This window comes from Streptomyces sp. NPDC050856 (assembly GCF_040653855.1).
Classification (GTDB): Bacteria; Actinomycetota; Actinomycetes; order Streptomycetales; family Streptomycetaceae; genus Streptomyces.
Window position 1 is genome coordinate 86,286 of the sequence record NZ_JBFAGV010000001.1, and the last position, 23,701, is coordinate 109,986.

General features: G+C 72.6%; 23 protein-coding genes. 19 read left to right on the top strand and 4 right to left on the bottom strand.

Annotated features, from left to right (window positions below; genetic code table 11):
• The first annotated feature begins 38 nt into the window (after positions 1–38).
• The 12 genes from AB0H53_RS00405 to AB0H53_RS00460 all read left to right on the top strand — a co-directional run bounded on the left by AB0H53_RS00405 (position 39) and on the right by AB0H53_RS00460 (position 12,232).
• Positions 39–1,424, top strand: a complete 1,386-nt coding sequence (locus AB0H53_RS00405; RefSeq protein WP_362104814.1) for a CpaF family protein — start codon at positions 39–41, stop codon at positions 1,422–1,424.
• 4 nt (positions 1,425–1,428) lie between these two features.
• Positions 1,429–2,364, top strand: a complete 936-nt coding sequence (locus AB0H53_RS00410; RefSeq protein ID WP_362104817.1) for a type II secretion system F family protein — start codon at positions 1,429–1,431, stop codon at positions 2,362–2,364.
• A gap of 13 nt (positions 2,365–2,377) precedes the next feature.
• Positions 2,378–3,265, top strand: a complete 888-nt coding sequence (locus AB0H53_RS00415) for a DUF5936 domain-containing protein (RefSeq protein ID WP_362104820.1) — start codon at positions 2,378–2,380, stop codon at positions 3,263–3,265.
• A gap of 16 nt (positions 3,266–3,281) precedes the next feature.
• The gene (locus AB0H53_RS00420) at positions 3,282–4,682 is read left to right on the top strand and encodes a histidine kinase (protein WP_362104822.1); all 1,401 of its coding nucleotides are present in this window, start codon (positions 3,282–3,284) and stop codon (positions 4,680–4,682) included.
• Positions 4,595–5,443, top strand: a complete 849-nt coding sequence (locus tag AB0H53_RS00425) for a response regulator transcription factor (protein WP_362104825.1) — start codon at positions 4,595–4,597, stop codon at positions 5,441–5,443. The genes AB0H53_RS00420 and AB0H53_RS00425 overlap by 88 nt, the downstream gene beginning before the upstream one ends.
• A 179-nt stretch (positions 5,444–5,622) precedes the next feature.
• A complete protein-coding gene (locus tag AB0H53_RS00430) occupies positions 5,623–5,856 on the top strand; it encodes a hypothetical protein (RefSeq protein WP_362104828.1) in 234 nt (77 codons plus the stop codon).
• Positions 5,853–6,437 (top strand): pilus assembly protein TadG-related protein, encoded by a 585-nt coding sequence (locus tag AB0H53_RS00435; RefSeq protein WP_362105617.1) that lies wholly within the window; start codon positions 5,853–5,855, stop codon positions 6,435–6,437. The genes AB0H53_RS00430 and AB0H53_RS00435 overlap by 4 nt, the downstream gene beginning before the upstream one ends.
• A 20-nt stretch (positions 6,438–6,457) precedes the next feature.
• On the top strand, positions 6,458–7,063 hold the full coding sequence (locus AB0H53_RS00440; RefSeq protein WP_362104831.1) for a hypothetical protein: 606 nt from the start codon (positions 6,458–6,460) through the stop codon (positions 7,061–7,063).
• Positions 7,063–7,719: an OmpA family protein gene (locus AB0H53_RS00445; protein ID WP_362104834.1), complete on the top strand. Its 657-nt coding sequence runs from the start codon at positions 7,063–7,065 to the stop codon at positions 7,717–7,719. Before AB0H53_RS00440 ends, AB0H53_RS00445 begins: the two co-directional genes overlap by 1 nt.
• A gap of 129 nt (positions 7,720–7,848) precedes the next feature.
• Positions 7,849–10,089, top strand: coding sequence for a Tox-REase-5 domain-containing protein (locus AB0H53_RS00450; RefSeq protein WP_362104837.1), 2,241 nt, complete (start codon positions 7,849–7,851; stop codon positions 10,087–10,089).
• A 174-nt stretch (positions 10,090–10,263) separates the two neighbouring features.
• On the top strand, positions 10,264–10,980 hold the full coding sequence (locus AB0H53_RS00455; protein ID WP_362104840.1) for an Imm52 family immunity protein: 717 nt from the start codon (positions 10,264–10,266) through the stop codon (positions 10,978–10,980).
• 34 nt (positions 10,981–11,014) lie between these two features.
• On the top strand, positions 11,015–12,232 hold the full coding sequence (locus tag AB0H53_RS00460; protein ID WP_362104843.1) for a hypothetical protein: 1,218 nt from the start codon (positions 11,015–11,017) through the stop codon (positions 12,230–12,232).
• On the opposite strand, the gene AB0H53_RS00465 is transcribed toward AB0H53_RS00460, so the two are convergent.
• On the bottom strand, positions 12,204–12,584 hold the full coding sequence (locus tag AB0H53_RS00465) for a DUF192 domain-containing protein (RefSeq protein ID WP_362104846.1): 381 nt from the start codon (positions 12,582–12,584) through the stop codon (positions 12,204–12,206). The two genes, AB0H53_RS00460 and AB0H53_RS00465, sit on opposite strands and share 29 nt — an antisense overlap.
• 120 nt (positions 12,585–12,704) lie before the next feature.
• On the opposite strand from AB0H53_RS00465, the gene AB0H53_RS00470 reads away from it, so the two are divergent.
• The 3 genes from AB0H53_RS00470 to AB0H53_RS00480 all read left to right on the top strand — a co-directional run bounded on the left by AB0H53_RS00470 (position 12,705) and on the right by AB0H53_RS00480 (position 15,894).
• Positions 12,705–13,700: a prepilin peptidase gene (locus AB0H53_RS00470; RefSeq protein WP_362104849.1), complete on the top strand. Its 996-nt coding sequence runs from the start codon at positions 12,705–12,707 to the stop codon at positions 13,698–13,700.
• Positions 13,701–13,770: 70 nt separating this feature from the next.
• Positions 13,771–15,411 carry a DUF2079 domain-containing protein gene (locus tag AB0H53_RS00475; RefSeq protein ID WP_362104852.1) on the top strand — a complete coding sequence of 547 codons (1,641 nt, stop codon included), beginning with the start codon at positions 13,771–13,773 and terminating at the stop codon, positions 15,409–15,411.
• Positions 15,412–15,540: 129 nt separating this feature from the next.
• Complete coding sequence (locus AB0H53_RS00480; RefSeq protein WP_362104855.1) at positions 15,541–15,894, top strand: helix-turn-helix domain-containing protein; 354 nt, start codon at positions 15,541–15,543, stop codon at positions 15,892–15,894.
• A 291-nt stretch (positions 15,895–16,185) separates the two neighbouring features.
• Here AB0H53_RS00480 and mgrA read toward each other — a convergent pair whose 3' ends face one another.
• Complete coding sequence (mgrA, locus tag AB0H53_RS00485) at positions 16,186–17,223, bottom strand: L-glyceraldehyde 3-phosphate reductase (RefSeq protein WP_362104858.1); 1,038 nt, start codon at positions 17,221–17,223, stop codon at positions 16,186–16,188.
• 186 nt (positions 17,224–17,409) lie between these two features.
• Here mgrA and AB0H53_RS00490 point away from each other — a divergent pair, with 186 nt between their 5' ends.
• From AB0H53_RS00490 to AB0H53_RS00505, 4 genes are all read left to right on the top strand, one after another.
• Positions 17,410–18,171 carry an isoprenyl transferase gene (locus tag AB0H53_RS00490; protein ID WP_362104861.1) on the top strand — a complete coding sequence of 254 codons (762 nt, stop codon included), beginning with the start codon at positions 17,410–17,412 and terminating at the stop codon, positions 18,169–18,171.
• A gap of 309 nt (positions 18,172–18,480) precedes the next feature.
• Positions 18,481–19,803 carry a PhoH family protein gene (locus AB0H53_RS00495; protein ID WP_362104864.1) on the top strand — a complete coding sequence of 441 codons (1,323 nt, stop codon included), beginning with the start codon at positions 18,481–18,483 and terminating at the stop codon, positions 19,801–19,803.
• A gap of 402 nt (positions 19,804–20,205) precedes the next feature.
• The gene (locus tag AB0H53_RS00500) at positions 20,206–20,934 is read left to right on the top strand and encodes a transglycosylase SLT domain-containing protein (RefSeq protein WP_362104867.1); all 729 of its coding nucleotides are present in this window, start codon (positions 20,206–20,208) and stop codon (positions 20,932–20,934) included.
• 129 nt (positions 20,935–21,063) lie between these two features.
• Positions 21,064–22,389: an AI-2E family transporter gene (locus AB0H53_RS00505; RefSeq protein ID WP_362104870.1), complete on the top strand. Its 1,326-nt coding sequence runs from the start codon at positions 21,064–21,066 to the stop codon at positions 22,387–22,389.
• A gap of 101 nt (positions 22,390–22,490) precedes the next feature.
• On the opposite strand, the gene AB0H53_RS00510 is transcribed toward AB0H53_RS00505, so the two are convergent.
• Positions 22,491–23,027 (bottom strand): alkyl hydroperoxide reductase, encoded by a 537-nt coding sequence (locus AB0H53_RS00510; RefSeq protein ID WP_362104873.1) that lies wholly within the window; start codon positions 23,025–23,027, stop codon positions 22,491–22,493.
• Between the two features lie 6 nt (positions 23,028–23,033).
• On the bottom strand, positions 23,034–23,588 hold the full coding sequence (locus AB0H53_RS00515; protein WP_362104876.1) for a peroxiredoxin: 555 nt from the start codon (positions 23,586–23,588) through the stop codon (positions 23,034–23,036).
• Between the last annotated feature and the right edge of the window lie 113 nt (positions 23,589–23,701).

Below are 23,701 nucleotides of genomic sequence, written 5' to 3' on the forward strand. Positions count from 1 at the left end.
CCGCCGAACGGCACCACGCTCGATGGGGAGATGACGACATGAGCCTGCGGGCCCGCCTCAACAGTCCCGAGCCGGTCAACGGCGAGGGCGAGGACAACCACCTCGTCGGCGTCTACCGCGTCAAGCTCCTGGCGGAGATCGACCTCGCGGAGATGTCCGCGCTGGCCGCCGCCGAGCGCCGCGCCCGCCTCGAACGGGTCCTCGGCCACATCATCAGCCGCGAAGGGCCGGTGCTGTCGTCGGCGGAGCGTTCCCAGCTCATCCGCCGAGTGGTGGACGAGGCCCTGGGCCTGGGCATCCTCGAACCGCTCCTGGAGGACGCCTCCATCAGCGAGATCATGGTCAACGGGCCCGAACAGGTCTTCGTGGAACGCCGGGGTCGGCTGGAGCGGCTGCCCATGCGGTTCTCCTCCACCGAGCAGCTGATGCAGACCATCGAACGCATCGTCTCCACCGTCAACCGCCGGGTGGACGAGTCGAACCCGATGGTCGACGCCCGGCTGCCCTCCGGGGAGCGCGTCAACGTCATCATCCCGCCGCTCTCCCTCAGCGGGCCCGTCCTCACCATCCGCCGCTTCCCCCGCGCCTTCACCCTCCAGGAGATGGTCGCCCTGGGCTCCCTGGACGAGCACATGGTGCTGCTGCTGGCCGGTCTGGTGCGCGCCAAGTTCAACGTGATCGTCTCCGGTGCCACCGGCACCGGCAAGACCACCCTGCTCAACGCCCTGTCCGGGCTGATCCCCGACGGCGAGCGCATCGTCACCATCGAGGACTCTGCCGAGCTCCAGCTCCAGCAGTCGCACGTCATCACCCTGGAGTCGCGCCCGCCCAACGTCGAGGGCAAGGGCCGGGTCACCATCCGCGACCTGGTCCGCAACTCGCTGCGCATGCGGCCCGACCGGATCATCGTCGGCGAGGTGCGGGGCGGCGAGACGCTCGACATGCTCCAGGCCATGTCCACCGGCCACGACGGCTCACTGGCCACCGTCCACGCCAACAGCGCCGAGGACGCGCTGATGCGGCTGCAGACCCTGGGCTCCATGTCGGAGGTGGAGGTCCCGTTCGCGGCGATCAAGGACCAGATCAACAGCGCGGTCGACGTGATCGTCCAGCTCACCCGGCACGCCGACGGCAGCCGCCGGATCACCGAGATCGCCGTCGTGGACTCGCACGGCCGTGAGGAGTACCGGATCGTCACCGTCTGCCGCTTCCTCGCCGAGCCGATGACCGCCGACGGCCGGGTGTACGGGCACTTCGCCCACCACCCGCTGCCGCGCCGGGTCGCCGAACGGCTGTACATGAAGGGGGAGGCGGTACCCGCCGCGTTCGGCGTCGCCGGGTCCGACGAACAGCTCGCCGTGCGCCTGGGAACCACCGCCCCGCCCCTGCGCCTGCCCGCCGGCGCGGAACCGACATGGAAGTGACCCCGTGAACCTCCCGCTCCTGACGCTCGGCGTCACCCTGCTCGCCTGCGCCCTCGGCGTCGCCGGTGTGCACAGCTACGCCGCCGGCCGGGCGCAGCGGCAGGCCCTGGTCGCCCGGATGACCCAGACCGGACGGACCGGCCCGGACGGCAGGCGGCGCCGGTTCGTCCGGCTGGACCGGCGGCTGCGCGACACCGGTCCCGGCCGCCGGATCAAGCGCAAGATCGCCGCCACCGGCCTCGACCTCAGCCCCGGGGAGTACGCGGTGTACGCGCTGGCCGCGCTGCTCGGCGTGTACCTCGCCGTCGGCGCGCTCTTCGCCCCCTTCTTCGGTGTCCTGGCCGCCCTCACCGGCGTGTGGGGAGCCAACGCCTTCCTCAACTGGCAGCGCCGCAAGCGCACCGAGGCCTTCATCAACCAGCTCCCCGAGCTCACCCGGGTCCTCGCCAACGCCACCCAGGCGGGCCTCGCCCTGCGCACCGCCATCGCCATGGCCGCCGAGGAACTCGACGACCCGGCCGGCGAGGAACTGCGCAAGGTCGCCGACCAGCTGGCCGTGGGACACAGCCTGGACGACGCCCTCGGTGACCTGGCCGGCCGGCTCCCCTCCCGGGAACTCGTCGTCCTGGTCTCCACCCTGGTGCTCTCCAACCGGGCCGGCGGCCAGGTCGTCACCTCCCTGCGCAACCTCACCGGCACCCTGGACGAGCGCAAGGAGACCCGGCGCGAGGTCACCACACTGCTCTCCCAGGTCAAGGTCACGGCCCTCGCCCTGCCGCTGCTGGGGCTCGGCTTCCTGCTCATGATCAACGGCATGTCGCCCGGCGCCCTGGACCGGATGACCGGCTCGGCCGTCGGCCAGATCGGCTCGGTCATCGCCTTCGGCCTGTACGCCGCCGGCTTCGTACTCATCCGCCGCCTGTCCCGCGTCCGCGTCTGAGGAGGCGACACCCATGGGACTGATCTACGCCGCCGTCATCGGACTGGGCGTGTACGGGGCCTTCCACGGCATCCGCATGTACCGGGCCGACGCCCGGCTGCCCGGCGACCTGGCGCTCGCCCTGGAAGTCGGGGCCACCCGCACCACCGCCGTCGGCTCCGGCATCGACCGGCTCGGAATGCGCCACGCCCCGGCCGTACTGCGCATGATGGGTGCGAAACGGGTCGACGCGCTGCGCCGCCGCCTCGACATGGCCGGCAACCCCGGCGGTATGACCGTCGACCGGTACGCCGCCCGGCGCGCCGTCTACGGCTTCCTCGGCGTGGCCGCCGCCCTCGCCATGCTGCTGCGCGGCCAGCCGGTCGTCGCCGCCGTCATCCTGCTGTACGGGCTGACCTGGACCGACGTACTGCTGCGCCTCGCCATCCGCAGGCGCAGGGAGGACATCGAACGCACCCTGCCCGACTTCCTCGACGTCCTCGCCGTCGTCGTCTCCGCCGGCCTGGGCTTCCGCCAGGCCCTGGAGCGGGTCGCGGAGAAGTACTCCGGCCCCTGGGCCGACGAACTGCGCATCACGCTCCGCCAGATGGACATGGGCGTCAGCCGCCGTGAGGCCTTCGACCAGCTGCGCAAGCGCAACGCCTCCGAGCAGGTGTCGATGTTCGTCACCGCCCTCCAGCAGGGCGAGGAGCTGGGCGCGCCGATCGTCGACACCCTCATCCAGATCGCCAACGACATGCGTCGCACCGACGCGCAGACCGCCCGGCGCAACGCCGCCAAGGCGGTGCCCAAGACCACGCTCGTCGTCACCATGGTGATGCTCCCCGCGACCATGATCCTCATCGCGCTCAGCTTCTACTACGGCTCCGGCGTCGACCTCGCGGACATCCTCGGCGGCTAGGCAGGGAGGTGACCCGATGAGCCCCGGACGCCCCGTCCTCACCGGCGGTGCCGGCGGAGAACCCGCCGAGCCCGCCTCGCTGACGCTCCAGATCAACGCCCTCCAGGCGCTCGGCCGGCAGGTCTTCGGCTTCCGCCTGGCCATGACCGTGCTCGCCTCGCCGTTCGCCCTGAACGGCGCCGCCCCCGGCCTGGGCACCTGGCTGGTCGGCGCGGCCGTCCTGGTCACCTTCATGGTCAGCTACGTCCTGCTGCGCGACTGGGAGCGCTTCGGCCGTGTCCTGCTGCGTCACCCGGCCGTACTGGCCGCCGACATGCTGTTCGGCGCGCTGCTGCTGGTCACCGCCTCCCCCGAGTCCACCCTCGCCTACGTCACCATCTGCACACCCCTGCTCGCCGGGCTCCTCTACGGCTGGCGCGGCGCCGCCTTCTTCGCCGTACTGCAGTCGCTGCTGCTGCTCCTGTCGTACGGGGTGAGCACCAAGGTCCAGGTCGAGCCGGCGTCGCTGCTCTTCCCCGGCCTGTGCGTGATCGCCGGAGCGGTCGGCTCCACCCTGCGCAAGCTGATCATCGGCTTCGGCGCGGCCGGCCAGGCCCTCACCGAGGCCCGCGCCCGCCTCGCCGTCACCGGCGCCGTCGAACGGGAACGCGCCCGCCTGGCGCGGGAGATGCACGACTCGGTGGCCAAGACCCTGCACGGGCTCGCCCTCGCCGCCGACGGCCTGGCCGCAACGGCCGACCGCACGGACCCGCTCACCGTCAAGCACCGCGCCGAACTGGTCGCCCGCTCCGCCCGCCGCGCGGCGGCCGAGTCCCGCGAGCTCCTCGCCGACCTGCGCCGGGACTCCGGACTGGACGGCGGCGTCGACGTACCGGCCGAACTGGCCGCCCGCACCGCCGACTTCGCCCGCCGCCAGGGCGTGCCGGCCACCTACCGGACCACCGGCGCCGCGCCCCCCGCGCTGCCGCACCCGGTCGCCCGCCACCTGCTGTCCATCGCCTCGGAAGCCATGGACAACGCCCACCGCCACGCCCGCGCCACCCGCGTCGAGGTGTCGTCGGGCGTGGTCGGTGACGTGCTGCGGATCAGCGTGTACGACGACGGGCGCGGCCTGCCCGACGGCACCACCCTGGACGAACTGCGCCGCACCGGCCACTTCGGCCTGGTCGGCATGGTCGAGCGGGCCGCGTCGATCGGCGCCCGCATCCGCATCGGCCGGGGCCCGGCGACCAGGGGCACGGAGGTCCGGCTCGAACTGCCGGTACGGGCCCTGGACCCCCCGCCCGACCTGCTCCCCGGGATACCGCAGCAGCCAAAGGAGGCCCGACCATGCCGCACACCCCACCCGACGGCGCCCGGCGACACGGCGCCCCGCGACACCGCGGGGCCCCGCACACCCCCGCCCGCCCGGGCCTGAGGGTGGTGGTCGCCGACGACAACCCCGTCGTCCGCGCCGGCCTCAGCGCGCTGCTGTCCGGCCGCCAGGACATCGAGGTCGTCGCCGAGGCCTGCGACGGACGCCAGGCCTACGAGGAGGCGGTACGCCACCGCCCCGACGTCATCCTGCTGGACGTCCGCATGCCCGGCGTCGACGGCCTCACGGCCCTGCCCCACCTGGTGCGCCTGGCCCCGGTGCTGATGACCACCTACAGCCGGGAGAACGAGACCGTCCACGAAGCCCTCCGCCTGGGCGCGGGCGGCTACCTGGTCCATGGCGAATTCACAGCGGACCAACTGGTCACGGCGGTCCACGACGTCAAGCTGGGCCGCGCCCACTTCACCCCCACGGCGTCCAGCGCGCTCCTGGCCTCCCTGCGAGACCAGCACGCGTCTGCACCCGCACACGGACCGACCGACACCACGGCGTTCCCTCCACCAACAGCCGCCAGGTTCCCGGCCAGTAGCCCCTCCGACCCGCCGGACGGATGTGCTCAAAGGCCTTCGCGTACGCAAGTCGGTGTGGCACATTCCTTACTGAGCCAACGGGAGGTGGAGGTGATGGACCTGATCGCGTCGGGCATGACCAACCAGCAGATCGCCGCCACGTGCTTCATCAGCCAGAAGACTGTCAAGAACCACATCAACCGCATCTTCGCCAAGCTGAACACCGAAAGCCGGGGCCAGGCCATCGCCCTCTGGCACAGCCTGTCCCAGGGAGGACCGAGGCCCCATGGCTGACACCCGCCACACCCGCGATTGGGCCCGCGGTTGGGCCCTGGGACCCATGCCGCGACGACCCGCCCCGGCGTACGTTCCTGCTGTCGCCGGCCAGACCGGCCCGACCGGCCGCCCCCCGCAGGCGCAGGCCGGTCCCGCCGACGGCGCCACAGACCCGTACGCGTCCGGAGGAGACCGCCATGCCGAACAACCCGCTGAGGGCCGCGACCCAGGCCAAGGTGTACGTGGGTACGTGGGCGAAGACGACCGCGGCCGCGCTGAGGCGGCGCGGGGACCGGGGGCAGGGGGCCGTCGAGTACGTGGGGATCATCATCCTGGTCGGGGTGATCATCGCGGCGGTGGTGGGTTCGGGCGTGGGGGACACGATCGCGGCGGGCCTGCTGGCCCGGGTCAGCGAGATCGTAGGCGGCTGACAGCGGACAATCGCACGGCACGTGAGTCGGGGCAGGCTTCGCCACTGTATGTCTTCATGGTGGCGAGCCTGCTCTTTCTCGCTCTCGCGTTCTTCGCGGTGGGCCAAGCCGGGGCGGCCCGTAACGGTGCTCAGACGGCGGCGGATGCGGCAGCACTGGCTGCGGCCCGGGAGTCCAGGGATCGTCTCCCGCTGAGCAGCTACCTCGATATGGACAGTCTGACCGACCTCTTCGGTGGAGAACTCATAGGTCCGGACGGCTGCACGGCGGGGAACTATTACGCCGAGCAGAACGACGCCGGAATGCAGAGCTGTGTCCGGCACTTCGACCGGTGGGCCTACACCGTGACGGTCGAGTCGCGGAACCCGGTCGGAGACACCGTGCTTCCCGGGACGGAGTCAGGGCACGCCGTCGCCACGGCGACGGCGGTCGTCGAACCACGATGCACTTTCGAGGCCCCGGACGACGGAGATTCGCCGACGCCTGGGTCTCTGAGCTGTGATGGTGACGTCCTGGAACTGGACCCCACCGATCTCCCGGACCCGTCCCATCTCTTCGACGTCCGGCTGGCCGAGGACTGACCGCGAAGGAACGCAAAGGAATGGCACTCATGAATCGGTATGGATTGGTGGCCCGCAGAGCTGCCGCTGGAGTGACGGTTACGGCGCTGGCAGCACTGCTCGTGGCTTGCGGCGGCGACGGCGGCAATGTTGATGAAGGGAAGCGGCCGGATAAGGCCGGGAGCTCTTCGTCAGTACCGCCCGACCCGGGCAAGCCCGTGGACATCGGGCCCACAGTGCCGGACACCAGCCAAACGCTGGCGACGATCAACGGCAGCACCGGCTTCCAGATCGTCATCCACGCCGCTGTACGTGATCAAGGTGGATTTCTGACGGTGACAGGCACACTGAAGAACACCTCCGGCAAGATGCTGATCGCCCCTCCACAATGGAGTGGCCAGGAAATCAACGTAAAGCAGACCGGTCCGTCGTTCGCCGGGATGACGTTGTTGGACAAGACGGAGAAGAAGCGCTACTACGTACTGCGTGACACCGATGGATTCCCATTGACGACGACCGGCATCACCACGGTGAAGGCCGGTGAAAACATCTCGATGTTCGCCCAGTTCCCGGCGCCGCCCGCCGCGACCACGCAGGTCGATGTGCAAATCCCGCAGATGCCGGTCGCGACGATCGAGCTCTCCTGATGCGCACCACCGCGCCCTGCGACGAGCGCAGGACCCCCGTACGGCGCCCCGCCGTGACCGCCCTGGCCGCGGCTGTTCTCCTCGCGGGCCTTCAGCTCACCGGTGCCACCGGTGCACGTGCCGATGAGACACCGCCGGGTACGCCGCCGGGCACCGAGTCGACACTGCCGCCGCCGGAAGTGGACGCGAACTCCCCCGGGCTCAGGATGCGCGACGGCGCCACGCTCGCGGCGGCGAAGGTGCTGCCGCTGATTTCCATCGTGGAGTCCGAGGGCGGTGAGGAACGCCGGGAGGAGACCGGACAGAACCTGAAGTTCGCGCTCCAGGCGGAAGTCCTCTTCGGCAAGGACAGTGCCAGGCTGACCTCCCAGGCCAATGCCCGCATCGCCACGATCGCCGAGGAGATCAAGAAGCAGAACGCCACCAAGGTCCGCGTCTTCGGCTTCACCGACAACCTCGGTTCGGCCGCCCACGGTGACGTGCTGTCCAAGCAGCGTGCCGACGCCGTGCACCGGGTGCTGTCCGGACTGCTGGCCTCGGCCGGTGTCATGTACGAGATCCGTGGCTACGGCGAGCAGTACCCGATCGCGGACAACAGCACGGAGGAAGGCCGCAAGAAGAATCGCCGGGTGGAGGTCTCCTTCCCACGCGGCTGAGCCCACCGGCCACCGGCCGGCCCCGGTTGGGCCCTGGGGCCCAAGACCCGGGGCCCGGTCGCCGCCTAGCGTCATGGCATGTCACCAACAGGGGTGCACGGCCCAGGCGTTGACGCGGACCGGCGGTCGGTGCCGAGGGCGCTTCAGGCCGTACTGGTCCTGGTGCGGGCCGTCTTCGGCGTCACGGTGCTCGGCGCCGCCGGGGTGCTCCTGCTCGCCGCGTCGCTCGACGGTGTGGACGGGGAGCTCCTCGCCTGGGTGCTGTACGGGGCGGCGCCCGGCACGGCGGGTTTCCTGCTCGCCCGCCGGCTGCGGACCGGTGGCGTGCGGGTACGGCGGTCGCTGCTCGCCACGCAGGGCTGGTTCATCGCCGGCGCCCTGGGGACGCTGGCCGACGGCGGCGACCGGGGCGTCCCCCAGTCGGTGGTCCCGGTCCTGGTGGTCGTGCTGCTGTGTCGGCGTTCGTCGCGCGAGTGGTTTCTGCTGCCGGGCGAGCGGCGAGCCGGGCACCGGCCGTTCCGGCTCGCGCGGATGACCAGGTGGCGGACGCAGGGCGGGCAGACGACCACGGAGTACGTGGGCCTCGTGCTGCTCGTCGCCGCCCTCATCGGGGCGTTGGTCGTGTCCGGTGTGGGCGGGCAGGTGGTCGGCGGGCTCCGGGCGGCCGTGTGTGCCGTCGTGGGTGCCGGCTGCCAGACGGCGGGTAGCGGCGGTGACCACGGCTCGGACACCGAGGCGGGCGGTGGCGTCCAGCCGGGGGAGGGCCCGGCAGGTACGGAGACGGGCCCGCAGGCCCCGGCCCCTGACGCCCCGGCTCCTGCCGTCCCGGCTCCCGACGCCCCGGCCGGCGACGACGCCCAGCGGGCACCGAGCGACGGCGGCGATGACGGCGGCGGTGATGGCGACGGCGGTGATGGCGACGGCGGTGGCGGGGGAGGCGAGGGCTGCACCTCCGGTGTCGGTGCTTTCCTCTCCTGCGGTGCCCGGCAGGTCGGCGGGTTCTTCGAGGGCGTGCTCAAGGACGGCCTCTGGGGTGACATCACCGGGACGTTCGAGACGGTCCTCAACCCCGGCAAGGCATGGGAGGGGATCAAGGAGTACGGCAAGGGCCTGGGCGGGCAGTGGCTCGGGGACGCCGCCGGTGCCGCCGGGAAGTGGGCCGACGGCGACTACCTCGGCGCGGTCCGGGACTGGGGCGAGGCATCCGTGCACACGGGCGTCACCGTCCTGGACGACGTCCTCCTCGGCGACGACGTCCGCGACATGTGGGACCGCGGTGACGAGGGCCAGGCCGTCGGAGCGGTCCTCTGGAACGTCGGGTCCCTGTTCATCCCCGGTTACGGCGAGGCCAGGCTGGCCGGGAAACTCGGAAAGCTCGGCAAGCTCGGCCGACTCGAGAAGTCGGGGGAGCTCGGCGAACTCGCCCGGAAGGCGTCCGAAGCGGCGGCCAGGGCCCGCAGGGCCGCAGACGCCGGTGACGTCCCCACCGCCGAGAAGGCCGCCGCACAGGCGCGGCGGCATGCCGACGAGGCGGCCCGGAAGGCCGGCCTGGCGGGCTGCGTGCTCGGCTCGGGGGTCCGCCGGCCCACCCCGAACACCCCAGACCCGGGCCCGGGCAGCGGTTTCGCCGTCCCGGGTACCGGCACCGGCGTCCTGGCGGCGCCGTCCGCCTCCGTCCCCGTCCGGCTGCTCACCGGGAAGTGCGAGGGCGACGACCCGGACAGCGCGCAGGCCGCCGAAGAGGCGGACCGCGAGGCGGACGCCGCCGAGCGCGCCGTCGCGGACGCCAGGAAGAAGCGCGACGGAGCCACGCAGTGGCCGCCGCCCAGGCCCGGCGACGGTGACGACCCCCGCAACTACACCCCGCCCGAGTGGGCCGGGGAGCTCAAGGACCCCGTCCTCGGGGACGCCGACAAGGGCGGTGGACAGTGGGCGTCCCGCGACCGCAACGCCGAGCCGACCTGGCGCAACGAGGCGTGGCTGCGCTACCAGGAGCAGATCAGTGGCGTCGTCCGTGGCAGGGAGTACGTCGTTCCGCATCCCGAGCCGGGGAGGCGGGCGGTCGAGTTCGACGGCTGGGACGCCGACCGGCGGACGTTCCTGGAGGCCAAGCTCGGCTACGACAGCCACCTGGTCAGACAGGACGGGCGGCCGGTGCCGGAGCTGACCGAGTCGGGCAAGGCCAGGTTCCTGGCCGAGGCGCGCGGCCAGGTGGCCGCCGCGCGGGGCGCGGCGATCGAATGGCACTTCTCCGACCCGCGGGTGGCCCGGGCGGCCCGGCTGGCGTTCCTCGACGCGGACCTGCCCGTCAAGGTGGTCCACACGCCGCAGAAGCTGCCGCTCTCCGGCCCGAGGAAGCCGGGTGCCTAGGATGCCCACGGACCGCTCGGACCGCTCGGACCGCTCGGACCGCTCGGACCGCTCGGACCGCTCGGACCGCTCGGGCCACGGACCGGAGGGCCCTCGGGCGGCCGGAGCGAGGAGCGACCGCACGGGCCCGCACGGAGCACGGACACACCGGCCCGGCCGGACGGAGGAGACGTCATGAGGCGAGTCGTACGGGGCTTCTGGGGGCCCAGGCGGGAGTCGGAGCGGGAGCTCGCCGTCCGCTGGAGCGCCCTTCTGGCGAGGCTCCGGGACATCGACGCGACCGTCTTCGGCACCTGGCAGGGGGTGCCGGGCACCGGCACGGACACCGGCCGGGACACCCCCGTGCGGATCGAGCACGGCGCCCTGGCCGGTTACCTGCTGAAGGACGGCGCCGGTGACGACTGGTCGGATCAGAAGGGCCTGGCCCTGGCGCTGTCCACGCCGGCCGGGTGCCCGGCCCGGGTCGGCGTCAACGGCACCGGGGGAGGGGTGTCGGACCACCTGCCGATGAGCGTGGTGTTGACCATCACCGTGCCGGACGGCGGCCCCGCGCTCCCGTACGCCGACATTCTGCGCGCCGTCGCCGAGACCTGGGACGTGGACTGGGGCGAGGTCACCGGAACCGAGCTGCAACTCGCCCTGGAGGACGATGGCCGTGTCCCCGGGCAGCCCTGTGCCGGCTGGGCCGGTTACCTCTCCGCGCGCCGTGCCGCCCTGCTGGCCGCCGCTGACCTCCCGCTGCCCATGACGGCGCACCCAACGGACCACGGCGGCGTGTTGCTGGACCTCTCCGCCGCCGGGGTCCAGGAGGTCGTCGAGGCGAACCGGCACCTGCGAGCGACCGGCGCCCTGGAACCGCTGCCCCGCCCCATGGACCGGCCCAAACTGTGAAACCGCCGGGACGGCCGGCGCCATAATCGACCGCATGTCCCGGCAGCCCGACCACCGACCCCGCGCCCACGCGCCGACGGACGCGGCAGCCACGCCGACGGACGCGACCGCCACGGCGAGGGACGCGGCAGCGGTGCTGAGGGACGCGGCAGCCGCGCTGAGGGACGCCGCCCCCGCGCTCTGGGGCTACGCGGCGGTGCGGGTGGTGGGCATGGCGGTCTTCGCGGTGGCCGCCGCCGTGGCCGGGGAGGACGGGCCGCACCGGCTCAAGGGCCGTTGGGACGCCGTCTGGTACGCCCGGATCGCCGAGCACGGGTACGGCCACGAGGTCCGCCTCCCCGGTGGCGGCGTCCACTCCGACCTGGCGTTCTTCCCGCTGCTGCCGGCACTGGAGCGCGGCGGGTCCGAGCTGCTGGGCGTCGACGCCGCGACCGCCGGGCTGCTGGTGGCCTGGGTCTCCTCGCTCGCCGCCGCGTGGGGCATCCACGCCGTCGGCGCCCAGGTGGCGGGGCGGCGGGCCGGGATCGTGCTGGCGGTGCTGTGGGGCGTCCACCCCACGGCGTTCGTGCAGTCGATGGCGTACACGGAGGCCCTCTTCACCGCGCTCGCCGCCTGGTCGCTGTACGCCGTGCTGCGCGGCCGGTGGGTCTGGGCCGGTGCCCTGTGCGTCCTGGCGGGACTCACCCGGCCGTCGGCCGCCGCGCTCGTCGCCGCGCTCGGCGTCACGGCGGTGGTGGCGGTGGTACGGGAACGCCGGGTGCCCGCGCGCCTGGCCGCCGGTGTGCTGCTCGCGCCGCTGGGCTGGCTGGGGTACGTGGTGTTCGTGGCCGTGCGCGAAGGCGGCGCCACCGCGTACTTCGACGTACAGGCCGGCTGGGGCAACAGTGTCGACGGCGGTGCGGCGCTGGCCCGGTTCGTGGCGGAGCAGCTCACCGGGCCGAACCCGGCGGCCGGGCTGGGCCTGTGCGCGCTGCTCGCGCTGCTCGGCTGGGTGGTGTGGCTGTGCGTCAGGCAGCGCCAGCCGCTGCCCGTGCTCGGGTACTGCCTGGCCGTCGTCGTCGTCTCCCTGGTCGGTGCCGCCTACTTCGGTTCCCGGCCGCGCCTGCTGATGCCCGCCTTCCCGCTCCTGCTCCCGGCGGCGGTGGCCCTGGCGCGGCTGCGGAACCGCGCGCTGGCCGGGGTGCTGGCCGCGCTGGCGCTGGCCTCGGGGGCGTACGGGGCGTTCACCCTGCTGGGGTCGGGTCCGCCGTGATCCCGAGACACACGCCCGGCCGCACGCCCCAGTCCGCCGCCGCGCCCGCCGCCGCCTCCAGCACATGTCGGGCGCGCGGCCGGGGCATACCGAGCCGGCCCGGTGGCATCGTCACCACGTCCAGCACCCGCAGCCGGCGGTCCAGGTACGCCACGTCGATGGCGAACCGCATCCGGAAGGTGTGCACGCTGTTGCACGGGCTCAGGAGCAGCGCGCCGTCGAGGCCGTCCCGCCCCAGCAGCCCCCGCCGGCGGGTGCCGTAGGAGGCGGCGATCTCCAGCCGCACCGGCACGTCCAGCGCGGGGACGGCCAGCAGACCGGTGCCGTCGCGCCATCTCCGCCTGACCCCCATGGACGTCTCCCCTCCCGGGCGACGACCGTAGCGCGCGGGGCGCCGCCGTGGGCCCGGACCGGGTGGAAGTGGGCCCCTGGGCCCATGACGGGGGCGCCGCACCGTCCTAGGGTCGGCGGCGTGTACGCCACGCTGATCGCCGCCGCCGCCCTGTGGGGCGCCGTCACCGGGCTGCTCGTGCCGCGCCCCGCGTACCGGTTGACCGTCGAGCCCGAACAGGCGTGGCGGAGCACCTGCTCCGGAGGGCACCCGCTCACTGGCCCCGCGCGCGGCTGGCTGGGCGCCGCCCGCTGCCGGCCCTGCGCGGGTGCCCCACGGGGTGCCCACGCCACGACACCGGACGGCACGGCTTCCGCGTCCCCCACCCGCGGGGACACCGTGCCGCCGCCCACCCGCGGGGACACCGTGCCGCCGCCCACCCGCGGGGACACCGTGCCGCCGCCCACCCGCGGGGACACCGTGCCGCCAGCGCCCACCCGCGGGGACACCGCACCTTCGGCGCCTCCCCGCGCGTCCGCCGCGCCCCCGAAGCCCTCCCGGCGGAGCGCCGCGCCGCCGCCCGCCGTCCACCTCCTCCCCTCCCGGGCCGTCCCGGCCGTGACCGCCCTGGCCTGTGCCGGGCTCGCCCTCGCCACCGGGCCGCGCCCGGAGCTCGCGGTGTGGCTGCTGCTCACACCGTTCGCGGTCCTGCTGGCCCTGGTCGACCTGGGTGTCCACCGGTTGCCCGACCAGGTGACGCTGCCGCTGGCCGGTGCCGCGGCCGGTCTTCTGGGGGTGGCCGCGCTGCTGCCCGGACACGCGGGAACCTGGCCGTCGGCACTGCTGGGCGGGCTGACGCTCGGGGCCGGATACTTCGCGCTGTTCCTCGTCAACCCCAGCGGCCTGGGCTTCGGTGATGTGAAGCTCGCCCTCTCCCTGGGCGTCGTGCTCGGCTGGTACGGCTGGCGGACCCTGCTGGCGGGCGCTTTCGCGGGCTTCCTGTTCGGGGCGGTGTACGGGGTGGGGCTGATCCTCTCGGGCCGGGCGAACCGCAGGAGCGCGATCCCGTTCGGACCGTTCATGATCGGCGGAGCGCTGGCCGGGGTGCTGCTCGGCGCTGCGGCGGCCCGAGCGTGAGCCGGACCGACAGCACCACGGGCCGCCACCTCAGCCGGGGCCGGTCGTTGGCGCCCTAGCATGCGGGCACATGCGGACATTTGCTGACAATGAGGATCAAGGGGGGCGGGTGGCCCTGCCCGCCTCCACCCAGGCCCCGCACCCCGCCGGCACCACCACCGCCCCACCCGGAGACCGGGCATCCGGCGACCCGACATCCGACCCCCGGACACCCGCCCTGCGCCTGCGAGGAGCGCTCGGCTTCGGCGCGGTGCTCCGCCCGCCCACCGCCCTCCTCCCCTGGGGGTGGGCCGCGGCGCTCTTCGCGCTGTACGCGACGGTCGCCGTGCGCCGCCATCTGCTGATGCGCACCACCGGTTACGACCTGGGCATCTTCGACCAGGCGGTACGCGCCTACGCCGAACTGCGCGCCCCCGTGGTCCCGTTGCGCGGCGAGGGCTTCCATCTGCTCGGTGACCACTTCCATCCGCTCCTCGCGGCCCTGGCTCCCCTCTACCGGCTCTGGCCGTCCCCGCTGTGCCTGCTCACCGCCCAGTCGGCGCTGCTCGCCGTCGCCGTCGTCCCACTGGCCCGCTGGGCCGCCCGCGCGCTCGGCCCCCGCTCCGCGCACGCCGTCGCCGCCGGGTACGGGCTGAGCTGGGGCATCGCGTCCGCCGCCGCCTTCGACTTCCACGAAGTGGCCCTGGCCGTACCGCTGCTCGCCTTCGCCCTCGAAGCCCTGGCCCACCGGCGCTGGCGCCCCGCCGTGGCCTGGGCCGCTCCCCTGCTGCTCGTCAAGGAGGACCTGGGCCTGACCCTGGCCGCCGTCGGCGCGTACATCGCCCTCAAGGGCCCGCGCCGGCTCGGCGCCGCCACCGCCGTCGCCGGGGTCGCCGGGTCGTTGATCGAGGTCAGGCTGCTGCTGCCGGCGTTCCACCCCGGCGGGGCGTACGCGCACGGCGACAACCTCACCGGCGGCCACGGTTCCCTGCTGGCCACCCTCGCCCACGCCCCGCTGGACGCGCTGCGGCCCGACATCAAGGCCATGACCCTGGTCCTGGTCTTCGCCCCGTCCGCGCTGCTCGCGCTGCGTTCACCGCTCTCCCTGATCGCCGTGCCCACACTCGCCTGGCGGATGCTGTCGGAGAACTCCTTCCACTGGGGTACGGCCTTCCACTACAGCGCCGTGCTGATGCCGGTCGTCTCCGCCGGACTGATCGACGCCCTCACCGTCTGGCGGCGCCACGACCACGCGCTCGGCGCCCGCCACGTCCGCGCCTCACTCGCCACCGTGCTCGCCGTGACGCTGGTGATGCTGCCGTCCTTCCCGCTCGCGCAGGTGGCCCAGCGGGCCACCTGGCGCACCACCGGGCACATCCAGGCGGCCCGCGCCCTGCTCGCCCGGATCCCGGACGGCGCGACCGTCGCCGCGTCCAACCGCCTGGTCCCGCAGCTGACCTCCCGCTGCACGGTCGTCGTGTTCCCGACCTTCCCGGTGGCCGGGAAGCTGTACGAGTACGACAACAAGCGCCTGCCCCGGCCCACCGCCGAGTGGATCGTCCACGACCGCCACCCACCCGAGGCGTGGCCGTACCGGACCGGCCACTGGCCCTACCCCGGCCGCCAGCAGGAAGCCGAGCTGGCCGCCGCGCAGCGGCTCCACGGCTACCGGAAGGTCGCCCAGCGCGACGGCATCACCCTGCTCCGGCTCGCCCGCCCCGCCCGCCGCTGACCACGCCCCGCCCGCCGCCGGCCACGCCCCCCGTACCCGGGTCCCGGTCGCCGTGCCCGGCCCCGTACCCCGCCCGGCCTGCCGTACTGTCGATCCGGCAAGTGTTGTCGGGGTGGGAGGAGTTGGCCGGTGGCCAAGGACAAGACGTCGTACACCTGCGGTCTCGACGCGGCCGTGGACGTGGTCGGCGGCAAGTGGAAGCCGTTCATCATCTGGGAGCTGCACGTCCACGGCACGCTGCGGTTCGGGGAGCTGCGGCGGCGGGTGCCGGGGGTGAGCGAGAAGATGCTCGTCCAGCAGCTGCGCGAGCTGGCGACCGACGGGGTGGTGCACCGCGAGGTGTACCGGGAGGTCCCGCCGCGCGTCGAGTACTCGCTGACCGGCCTCGGCCGGGCGCTGAACGCCGCGCTGCTGCCGCTGGGCGAGTGGGGCGACAGCTACATGGAGCAGATCGTGTCCCGCGAACGGACCACGCCGGTGTGAGCGTCAACCCGGCGACACCGGGCCGGGGTCCCTCTTCGGGGGTACGGCTGGGGTGCGGGGGCGGCCGGCCGGAGCGGCGCGACCGCTTGCCCGCACCCCGCCCAGGTGCGGCGACGTGCCCCGATCCGGCGTTCCCGGCGCGGCCCGGGACTCCCGGAAGGTATCGGAGCGTGGTCGCGGCCTGTCGTGGCACGCGGCAGCACTTACGAAGGGTTATGGTGGAAACCCCCCCTCGGGCCGGTCCGTATCCCCCCCACGGACCGGCCCGTTTTCTCTGCCCGCCGCGCCCGGTCAGCTCCGCGCGGCCCAGATGTTGGTGCCGGCGGTGTCCACCGCGTAGGAGTCGATCTCCGTCAGCTCCTCGTCCGTCAGCGGCGCCCCGGCGAGGGCCGCGAGGTTCTCCTCCAGCTGGCGCACACTGGACGCGCCGATCAGCGCGGAGGTCATCCGCTCGTCGCGCAGCACCCAGGTCAGCGCCAGCTGCGCCAGGGACTGCCCGCGCCGCTCGGCGATGCCGGCCAGGCCGTTCAGCCGGCGCACCACGTCCTCGGAGAGCAGGTCCGGGTCGAGGGACTTGCCCTGGGTGGCCCGCGAGCCCTCCGGGACGCCCTTGAGGTACTTGTTGGTCAGCAGGCCCTGGGCCAGCGGCGCGAAGGCGATGCACCCCATGCCGGCCGTCTCCAGGGTGTCCAGGAGCGCGTCCTCCTCGGTCCACCGGTTGATCATCGAGTACGACGGCTGGTGGATCAGGGCCGGTACGCCCATCTCCCTGAGCAGCCCGGCCGCCTCGGCGGTCTGCTCGCTGCTGTAGGAGGAGACCCCCACGTACAGCGCCTTGCCCTGCTGCACGGCGGAGGCCAGGGCCCCCATCGTCTCCTCCAGCGGGGTGTTCCGGTCGAAGCGGTGCGAGTAGAAGATGTCGACGTAATCCAGGCCCGTCCGCTTCAGCGAGGCGTCGAGCGAGGACAGCAGGTACTTGCGGGAACCCCACTCGCCGTACGGGCCGGGATGCATCAGGTAACCCGCTTTGGTGGAGATGACCAGCTCGTCCCGGTACGGCGTGAAGTCCTGGGCGAAGATCTTGCCGAAGTTCAGCTCCGCCGACCCCGGGGGCGGACCGTAGTTGTTCGCCAGGTCGAAGTGGGTCACGCCGAGATCGAAGGCGCGGCGCAGGATCTCCCGCTGGGACGTGAGGGTGCGGTCGTCGCCGAAGTTGTGCCACAGGCCCAGCGAGACGGCGGGCAGCTTCAGGCCGCTGCGGCCGGTGCGGCGGTACTCCATGGAGTCGTAGCGGTCGTCTGCCGCGCGGTACAGGGGGGAATCAGTCACGCCTCCCTCCCTATCACGTACTTGTGACGGGCCGGGTTGGGCCGCCGTGACCCCCGCGCAGTAATGTGGCGGCTTCGGGGACCGCGCGGCGCCCGACGGGTCGGGCCGCGCCGCAGCCCCAGGGCCGACGCCGTACCCCTGCTTCCCGGGACGTGCGAGCCCGTACGGAATCGAGAGGTGAGATCGGTGAACTTGCGCGACCTGGTGTACCGGCTCTACGCACGCCGGGTGGAGGGCCGCCTCGATCACGCCCAGGTGCCCAAGCACATCGGCGTCATCCTCGACGGCAACCGGCGCTGGGCCAAGGCGTCCGGCGGCACTCCCGAGCAGGGCCACAAGGCGGGCGCGAGCAAGATCCAGGAGCTGCTGGGCTGGTGCGCCGAGACGGACGTCGAGGTGGTCACCCTCTGGATGCTGTCCACCGACAACCTCAACCGGCCCGAGGAGCAGCTGGTGCCGCTGCTCGGCATCATCGAGGGCGCGGTCCGCGCCCTGGCCGCCGACGGGCGCTGGCGGGTCCACCACGTCGGCACGCTGGACCTGCTGCCCGCCCGCACCCAGGCGGTGCTGAAGGAGGCCGAGCAGGCCACCGCCGACAACACCGGGATACTGGTCAACGTCGCCGTCGGCTACGGCGGCCGGCAGGAGATCGCCGACGCCGTCCGCTCACTGCTCCTGGAGCACGCCAAGAAGGGCACGAGCTTCGAGGAGCTCGCCGAGATCGTGGACGTCGAACACATCTCCGAGCACCTGTACACGCGCGGCCAGCCCGACCCGGACCTGGTGATCCGCACCAGTGGCGAACAGCGCCTGTCCGGCTTCATGCTCTGGCAGAGCGCCCACTCGGAGTACTACTTCTGCGAGGTCCACTGGCCGGCCTTCCGCAAGGTCGACTTCCTGCGCGCCCTGCGCGACTACGCGGCCCGCCACCGCCGCTACGGAACCTGACGGCGCCTCCCGCCAGCAGGCCCCGGCGGGTCACGGGTGGGCCCTCCGGACCCGTCACCCGCTGTTCACCGACGCGTCGTCATATGCCATGGCATGGTCGCGCGTCTTCGCGGGCATACCCCCTGCAGAGTGAGCGGCGCGTCAGTCCGCTCGCCCGGGAGGCCCTTTGCACCCAGGAAGACCGTGCAGGACGTGTACGGACGACGCGGAGGGCCGGCGTCCGGCCCGCGCATCGTGGCCAGGTCCCGGCCCCATCCCCCGCGACGCCGTCGCAGTCGCGCCCCGATACACGAGGGGGTTCGTCCTTCCGTGGTGAACAGCACTAAGCGCCGCCTCAACGACAGGCGCACCTACGTCCTCGACACCAGCGTCCTGCTGGCCGACCCGAGCGCCATGGCCCGTTTCGAGGAACACGAAGTCGTGCTCCCGGTGGTCGTGGTCACGGAACTGGAGGCCAAGAGGCACCACCCGGAGCTCGGTTACTTCGCCCGCCAGGCGCTGCGCCTGCTGGACGACTTCCGTCTCCGCTACGGCCGCCTCGACGCCCCGCTGCCCATCGGGGAGCTCGGCGGGACCCTGCGTGTGGAGCTCAACCACTCGGATCCCGGCGTGCTGCCGGCCGGCTACCGCCTCGGGGACAACGACTCGCGGATCCTCGCGGTCGCGCGCAACCTCCAGGCCGAGGGGTACGACGTCACCGTCGTGTCCAAGGACCTGCCCCTGCGGATCAAGGCGTCCTCCGTCGGCCTGCTGGCCGAGGAGTACCGCGCCGAGCTGGCCATCACCGACTCCGGCTGGACCGGCATGTCGGAGATGAGCCTTACCGCCGAGCAGGTGGACCTGCTGTACGAGCAGGAGACGCTGTACGTCCCGGAGGCCGCCGGACTGCCCGTCCACACCGGCCTCGTGCTCCATTCCGAGCGGGGCAAGGCGCTCGGCCGGGTGACCGCCGAAGGTGATGTGCGGCTGGTGCGCGGCGACCGGGAGGCGTTCGGCATCCGGGGCCGCAGCGCCGAGCAGCGCATCGCGCTCGAACTGCTGCTCGACCCGGAGGTCGGCATCGTCTCGATGGGCGGCCGGGCGGGCACCGGCAAGTCCGCGCTGGCCCTGTGCGCGGGCCTGGAGGCGGTCCTGGAGCGCAGACAGCACAAGAAGGTGATGGTCTTCCGGCCGCTGTACGCGGTGGGCGGTCAGGAGCTCGGCTACCTGCCCGGCACCGAGGCCGAGAAGATGAGCCCCTGGGCGCAGGCGGTCTTCGACACGCTGTCGGCGGTGGCGAGCCGCGAGGTCATCGAGGAGGTGCTCGGCCGCGGCATGCTGGAGGTGCTGCCGCTCACCCACATCCGGGGCCGCTCGCTGCACGACGCGTTCGTCATCGTGGACGAGGCCCAGTCCCTGGAACGCAATGTGCTGCTGACCGTGTTGTCCCGTATCGGGTCGAATTCCAGGGTGGTGCTGACCCATGACGTCGCCCAGCGCGACAACCTGCGGGTCGGTCGGTACGACGGAGTCGTCGCCGTCGTCGAGAAACTGAAGGGGCATCCGCTGTTCGCGCATGTCACCCTCACCCGCTCCGAGCGCTCCCGGATCGCCGCGCTCGTGACCGAAATGCTGGAGGACGGGCAGATCTGACGGATCTCACTCACCAAGTCCGACATGGGGGTTGGCGCCGCCCGGCGAAGCGCGAGAGCGTAGCCGGGCGGCGCCGCGCTGTCCGCCCCTTTCCCCAAAACTCCCGGGACGCAAGGGGTGTGAGCTTTCACACGCAACGAATAATTGCCTTGCGGCGTCCGGTTCCGGCAGAGTCTTGCTTCCGTCAGGCCCCGCATACGGCACACCCGCATCCTCAGGGGTGCGGCACCACACAACTCAAGACCTGTCCGCCGTATGCCGCCCGAGCACCACGCGGCGCTCCCGTACGGGAGTCGCCCACCGGGCCCGTGTTCCCCGTGACCCAGCTGTGGGGGGACCAGTGTCAGGGGCACGATCGCGCCCGCGAGGTCACCTGTGCGGGCGATGCTGGAAGGAAACCGTGTGAGCCGGATCTCGGTCCGGGGATTCGCGGTGGCGTCGGCCACCGCGGTCACCACTGTCGGCGCCGTCGTCGGTGTCGCCTCGGGCAACACCCAGACCTCGAACGACAACTTCGAGGCGACCGCCGCCGACACCACGCTCCTGGCGGACATCCCCATGGGCCAGCAGGCCCAGGTGCAGGTCTCGTCGTTGACGCAGCAGGCCGAGGCGCAGGCCGCGGCCGCCGACTCGGCCGCGCAGAAGTCCGCCGAGGAGGCCGCCCGCATCCAGGCCGCCAAGGACGCCCAGGCCAAGAAGGAAGCCGCCGAGGAGAAGGCCGAGCGCGAGCGCGCGGCGGCGGCCGAGAAGAAGAAGGCCGAGGAGGCCGAGAAGGCCGAGGAGCGCGCCAGCCGGTCCGCCGTGCGCGACGCCTCCAGCTTCGCGGCGAAGGGCTCCTACAGCGTCGCCGAGGTCCAGGCGATGGCCCGTCAGATGGTGCCGGGCGACCAGTTCCAGTGCTTCAGCAACATCGTGGACCACGAGTCCACCTGGAACTACCGCGCGACGAACCCCTCCTCCGGCGCGTACGGCCTCGTCCAGGCGCTCCCGGGCTCCAAGATGGCCTCCGCCGGCGCCGACTGGCAGACCAACCCGGCCACCCAGATCAAGTGGGGCCTGAACTACATGAACGACCGCTACGGCAGCCCCTGTGGCGCCTGGTCGTTCTGGCAGGCCAACCACTGGTACTAGGAACCGGCCGGCCACGGCCGCCCGCTTCAGCCCTCCGGAGCCCCGCACCGTCCTACGGTGCGGGGCTCCGGCCGTGTACCGTCGGGGGTCCGTGGCTCCCGGGGGAGTGGTGGGGGAAGAGGGAAGAGCATGTCGAAAGCGCCAGAGTGGCTGGGACGGCTGGGTACCGGTCTGACCAGGATGGGACAGCGGCTGGACGAGCGCCGCCGCGCGGAGGAGGGAGAGTCCGGGGACGCCGACGGCGTGCCGGGCTACTCGGCCGAACCGGAGAGCGTGCCCGCGCCCCCCAGCTACGCCCCTGCGGTCGCCGCCCGGCCCGAACCCGCCGCGGCCATCCCCTGGGGCATGCGCGTCGCGGCCGAGGCGGGCTGGCGGCTGCTGGTCCTGGCCGGCACGCTCTGGGTGCTGATGAAGGTCATCAGCGCCGTGCAGCTGGTGGTGCTCGCCTTCGTCGCCGCCCTGCTGATCACCGCGCTGCTCCAGCCCACCGTCGCCCGGCTGGTGCGGCTCGGCCTGCCGCGCGGACTGGCCACCGCCGTCACCGCCGTCCTCGGCTTCGTCGTCATCGGACTGGTCGGCTGGTTCGTCGTCTGGCAGGTGATGGACAACCTCGGCAACCTCTCCGACCGGATCCGGGACGGCATCGAGGAGCTCAAGCACTGGCTGCTCAACAGCCCGTTCCATGTGACCGAGCAGCAGATCAACGACATCGCCAAGAACCTCAGCGACACCATCGGCACCAACACCGAGCAGATCACCTCCGCCGGCCTCCAGGGCGTCACCGTCATGGCCGAGGTGATGACCGGGATACTGCTGGCGATGTTCTCGACGCTCTTCCTGCTGTACGACGGCAAGAAGGTCTGGAACTGGGTGCTGCGGCTGGTGCCCGCCCAGGCCCGCACCGGTGTCGCGGGCGCCGGTCCGCGCGCCTGGCGCACCCTGACGGCCTATGTGCGCGGCACGGTGATCGTGGCCATGATCGACGCCATCTTCATCGGCCTGGGCGTCTACTTCCTCGATGTGCCGCTCGCCGTGCCGCTGGGCGTCTTCATCTTCCTCTTCTCCTTCATCCCCCTGGTCGGCGCGGTCGTCTCCGGCGCGCTCGCGGTGATCGTCGCCCTGGTCACCCAGGGCGTGTTCACCGCGCTGATGGTGCTGCTCGTCGTGCTCGCCGTCCAGCAGCTCGAGGGACATGTCCTCCAGCCCTTCATCCTGGGCCGGGCGGTGCGCGTGCACCCGCTCGCGGTCGTCCTCGCCGTCGCGGCCGGCGGCCTGGTGGCCGGAATCGGCGGCGCGGTGGTGGCGGTACCGCTGGTGGCGGTCACCAACACGGTCGTCGGCTACCTCAAGCGGTTCAGCGAGGAGCAGGCGCTGCGCCGGACGCCGCCGCCGCACGGCGCGACCGCCGTCGAGGTGGCGCCCACCCCGGCCCCCGGGCAGCCGCCCGAGGAGTGACCCCGCGGGGCGGCGGCGGACGCCCCCCAGGACACGCGAAGGGGCCCACCGGCAGCCAGTGCCGGTGGGCCCCTTCATGCGGTCGCGCGTCCGCGGCCGACCTACTCGGCGGCCAGGACCGCCTCCGCGTCCAGCGTCGCGCCGACGGCCTGGATCACCGCGGCGATCTTGAACGCCTCCTGGACCGTGTCGCGGTCCACGCCGGCCTTGCGGAGCACCTGCTCGTGCGAGTCCAGGCACATCCCGCAGCCGTTGATCGCGGAGACGGCGAGCGACCACAGCTCGAAGTCGACCTTCTCCACGCCCGGGTTGCCGATGACGTTCATCCGCAGACCGGCGCGCATCGTCCCGTACTCCGGGTCGGAGATCAGGTGACGCGTGCGGTAGAAGACGTTGTTCATCGCCATGATGGCGGCGGCCGACTTGGCGGCCGTGTACGCCTCGGGCTTCAGGTTCGCCCTGGCCTCGGGCTCCAGCTCCCTGAGCACCCGCGGCGAGCGCGAGGCGATCGCGCAGGCCAGCACGGTGCCCCAGAGCTGCTGCTGCGGCAGGTCGCTGTTGCCGATGACCGAGCCGAGGTTCAGCTTCAGGTCCTTGGCGTAGTCCGGTATCGCGGCCTTCAGTTCATCGAGAGCCATGACGGATCACTCGCCCGACAGGAGCGCGACCGGGTCGAGGGTGTCCTCGCCCTTGGTCCAGTTGCAGGGGCACAGCTCGTCGGTCTGCAGGGCGTCGAGCACCCGCAGGACCTCCTTGGGGTTACGGCCGACGGAGCCGGCGGTCACCATGGCGAACTGGATCTCGTTGTTCTGGTCGACGATGAAGACGGCGCGCTGGGCGAAGCCGTCCTCGCCCTCGACGCCGCAGTCGCGCATCAGCTCGTGCTTGGAGTCGGCGAGCATCGGGAAGGGCAGGTCACGCAGGTCGGCGTGGTCCTTGCGCCAGGCGTGGTGCACGAACTCCGAGTCGCCGGAGACGCCGAGGATCTGGGCGTCGCGGTCCGCGAACTCGTCGTTCAGCTTGCCGAACGCGGCGATCTCGGTGGGGCAGACGAAGGTGAAGTCCTTCGGCCAGAAGAACACCACGCGCCACTTGCCCTCGTAGGACTTGTGGTTGATCTGCTCGAATTCCTTGCCGCTCTCCAGCGACACACAGGCGGTCAGGTCGTACGCGGGGAACTGGTCACCGACAGTGAGCACGCGCTCTCCTTGCAGCTGGGAAATCCCTTTTGGGGCTTTCCGTGGGGGTTGGACGGGGGCCAGCATGGCACGGAGTGTATTGATCGGTGAAATAGCTAGACTGGGTCGGGTTG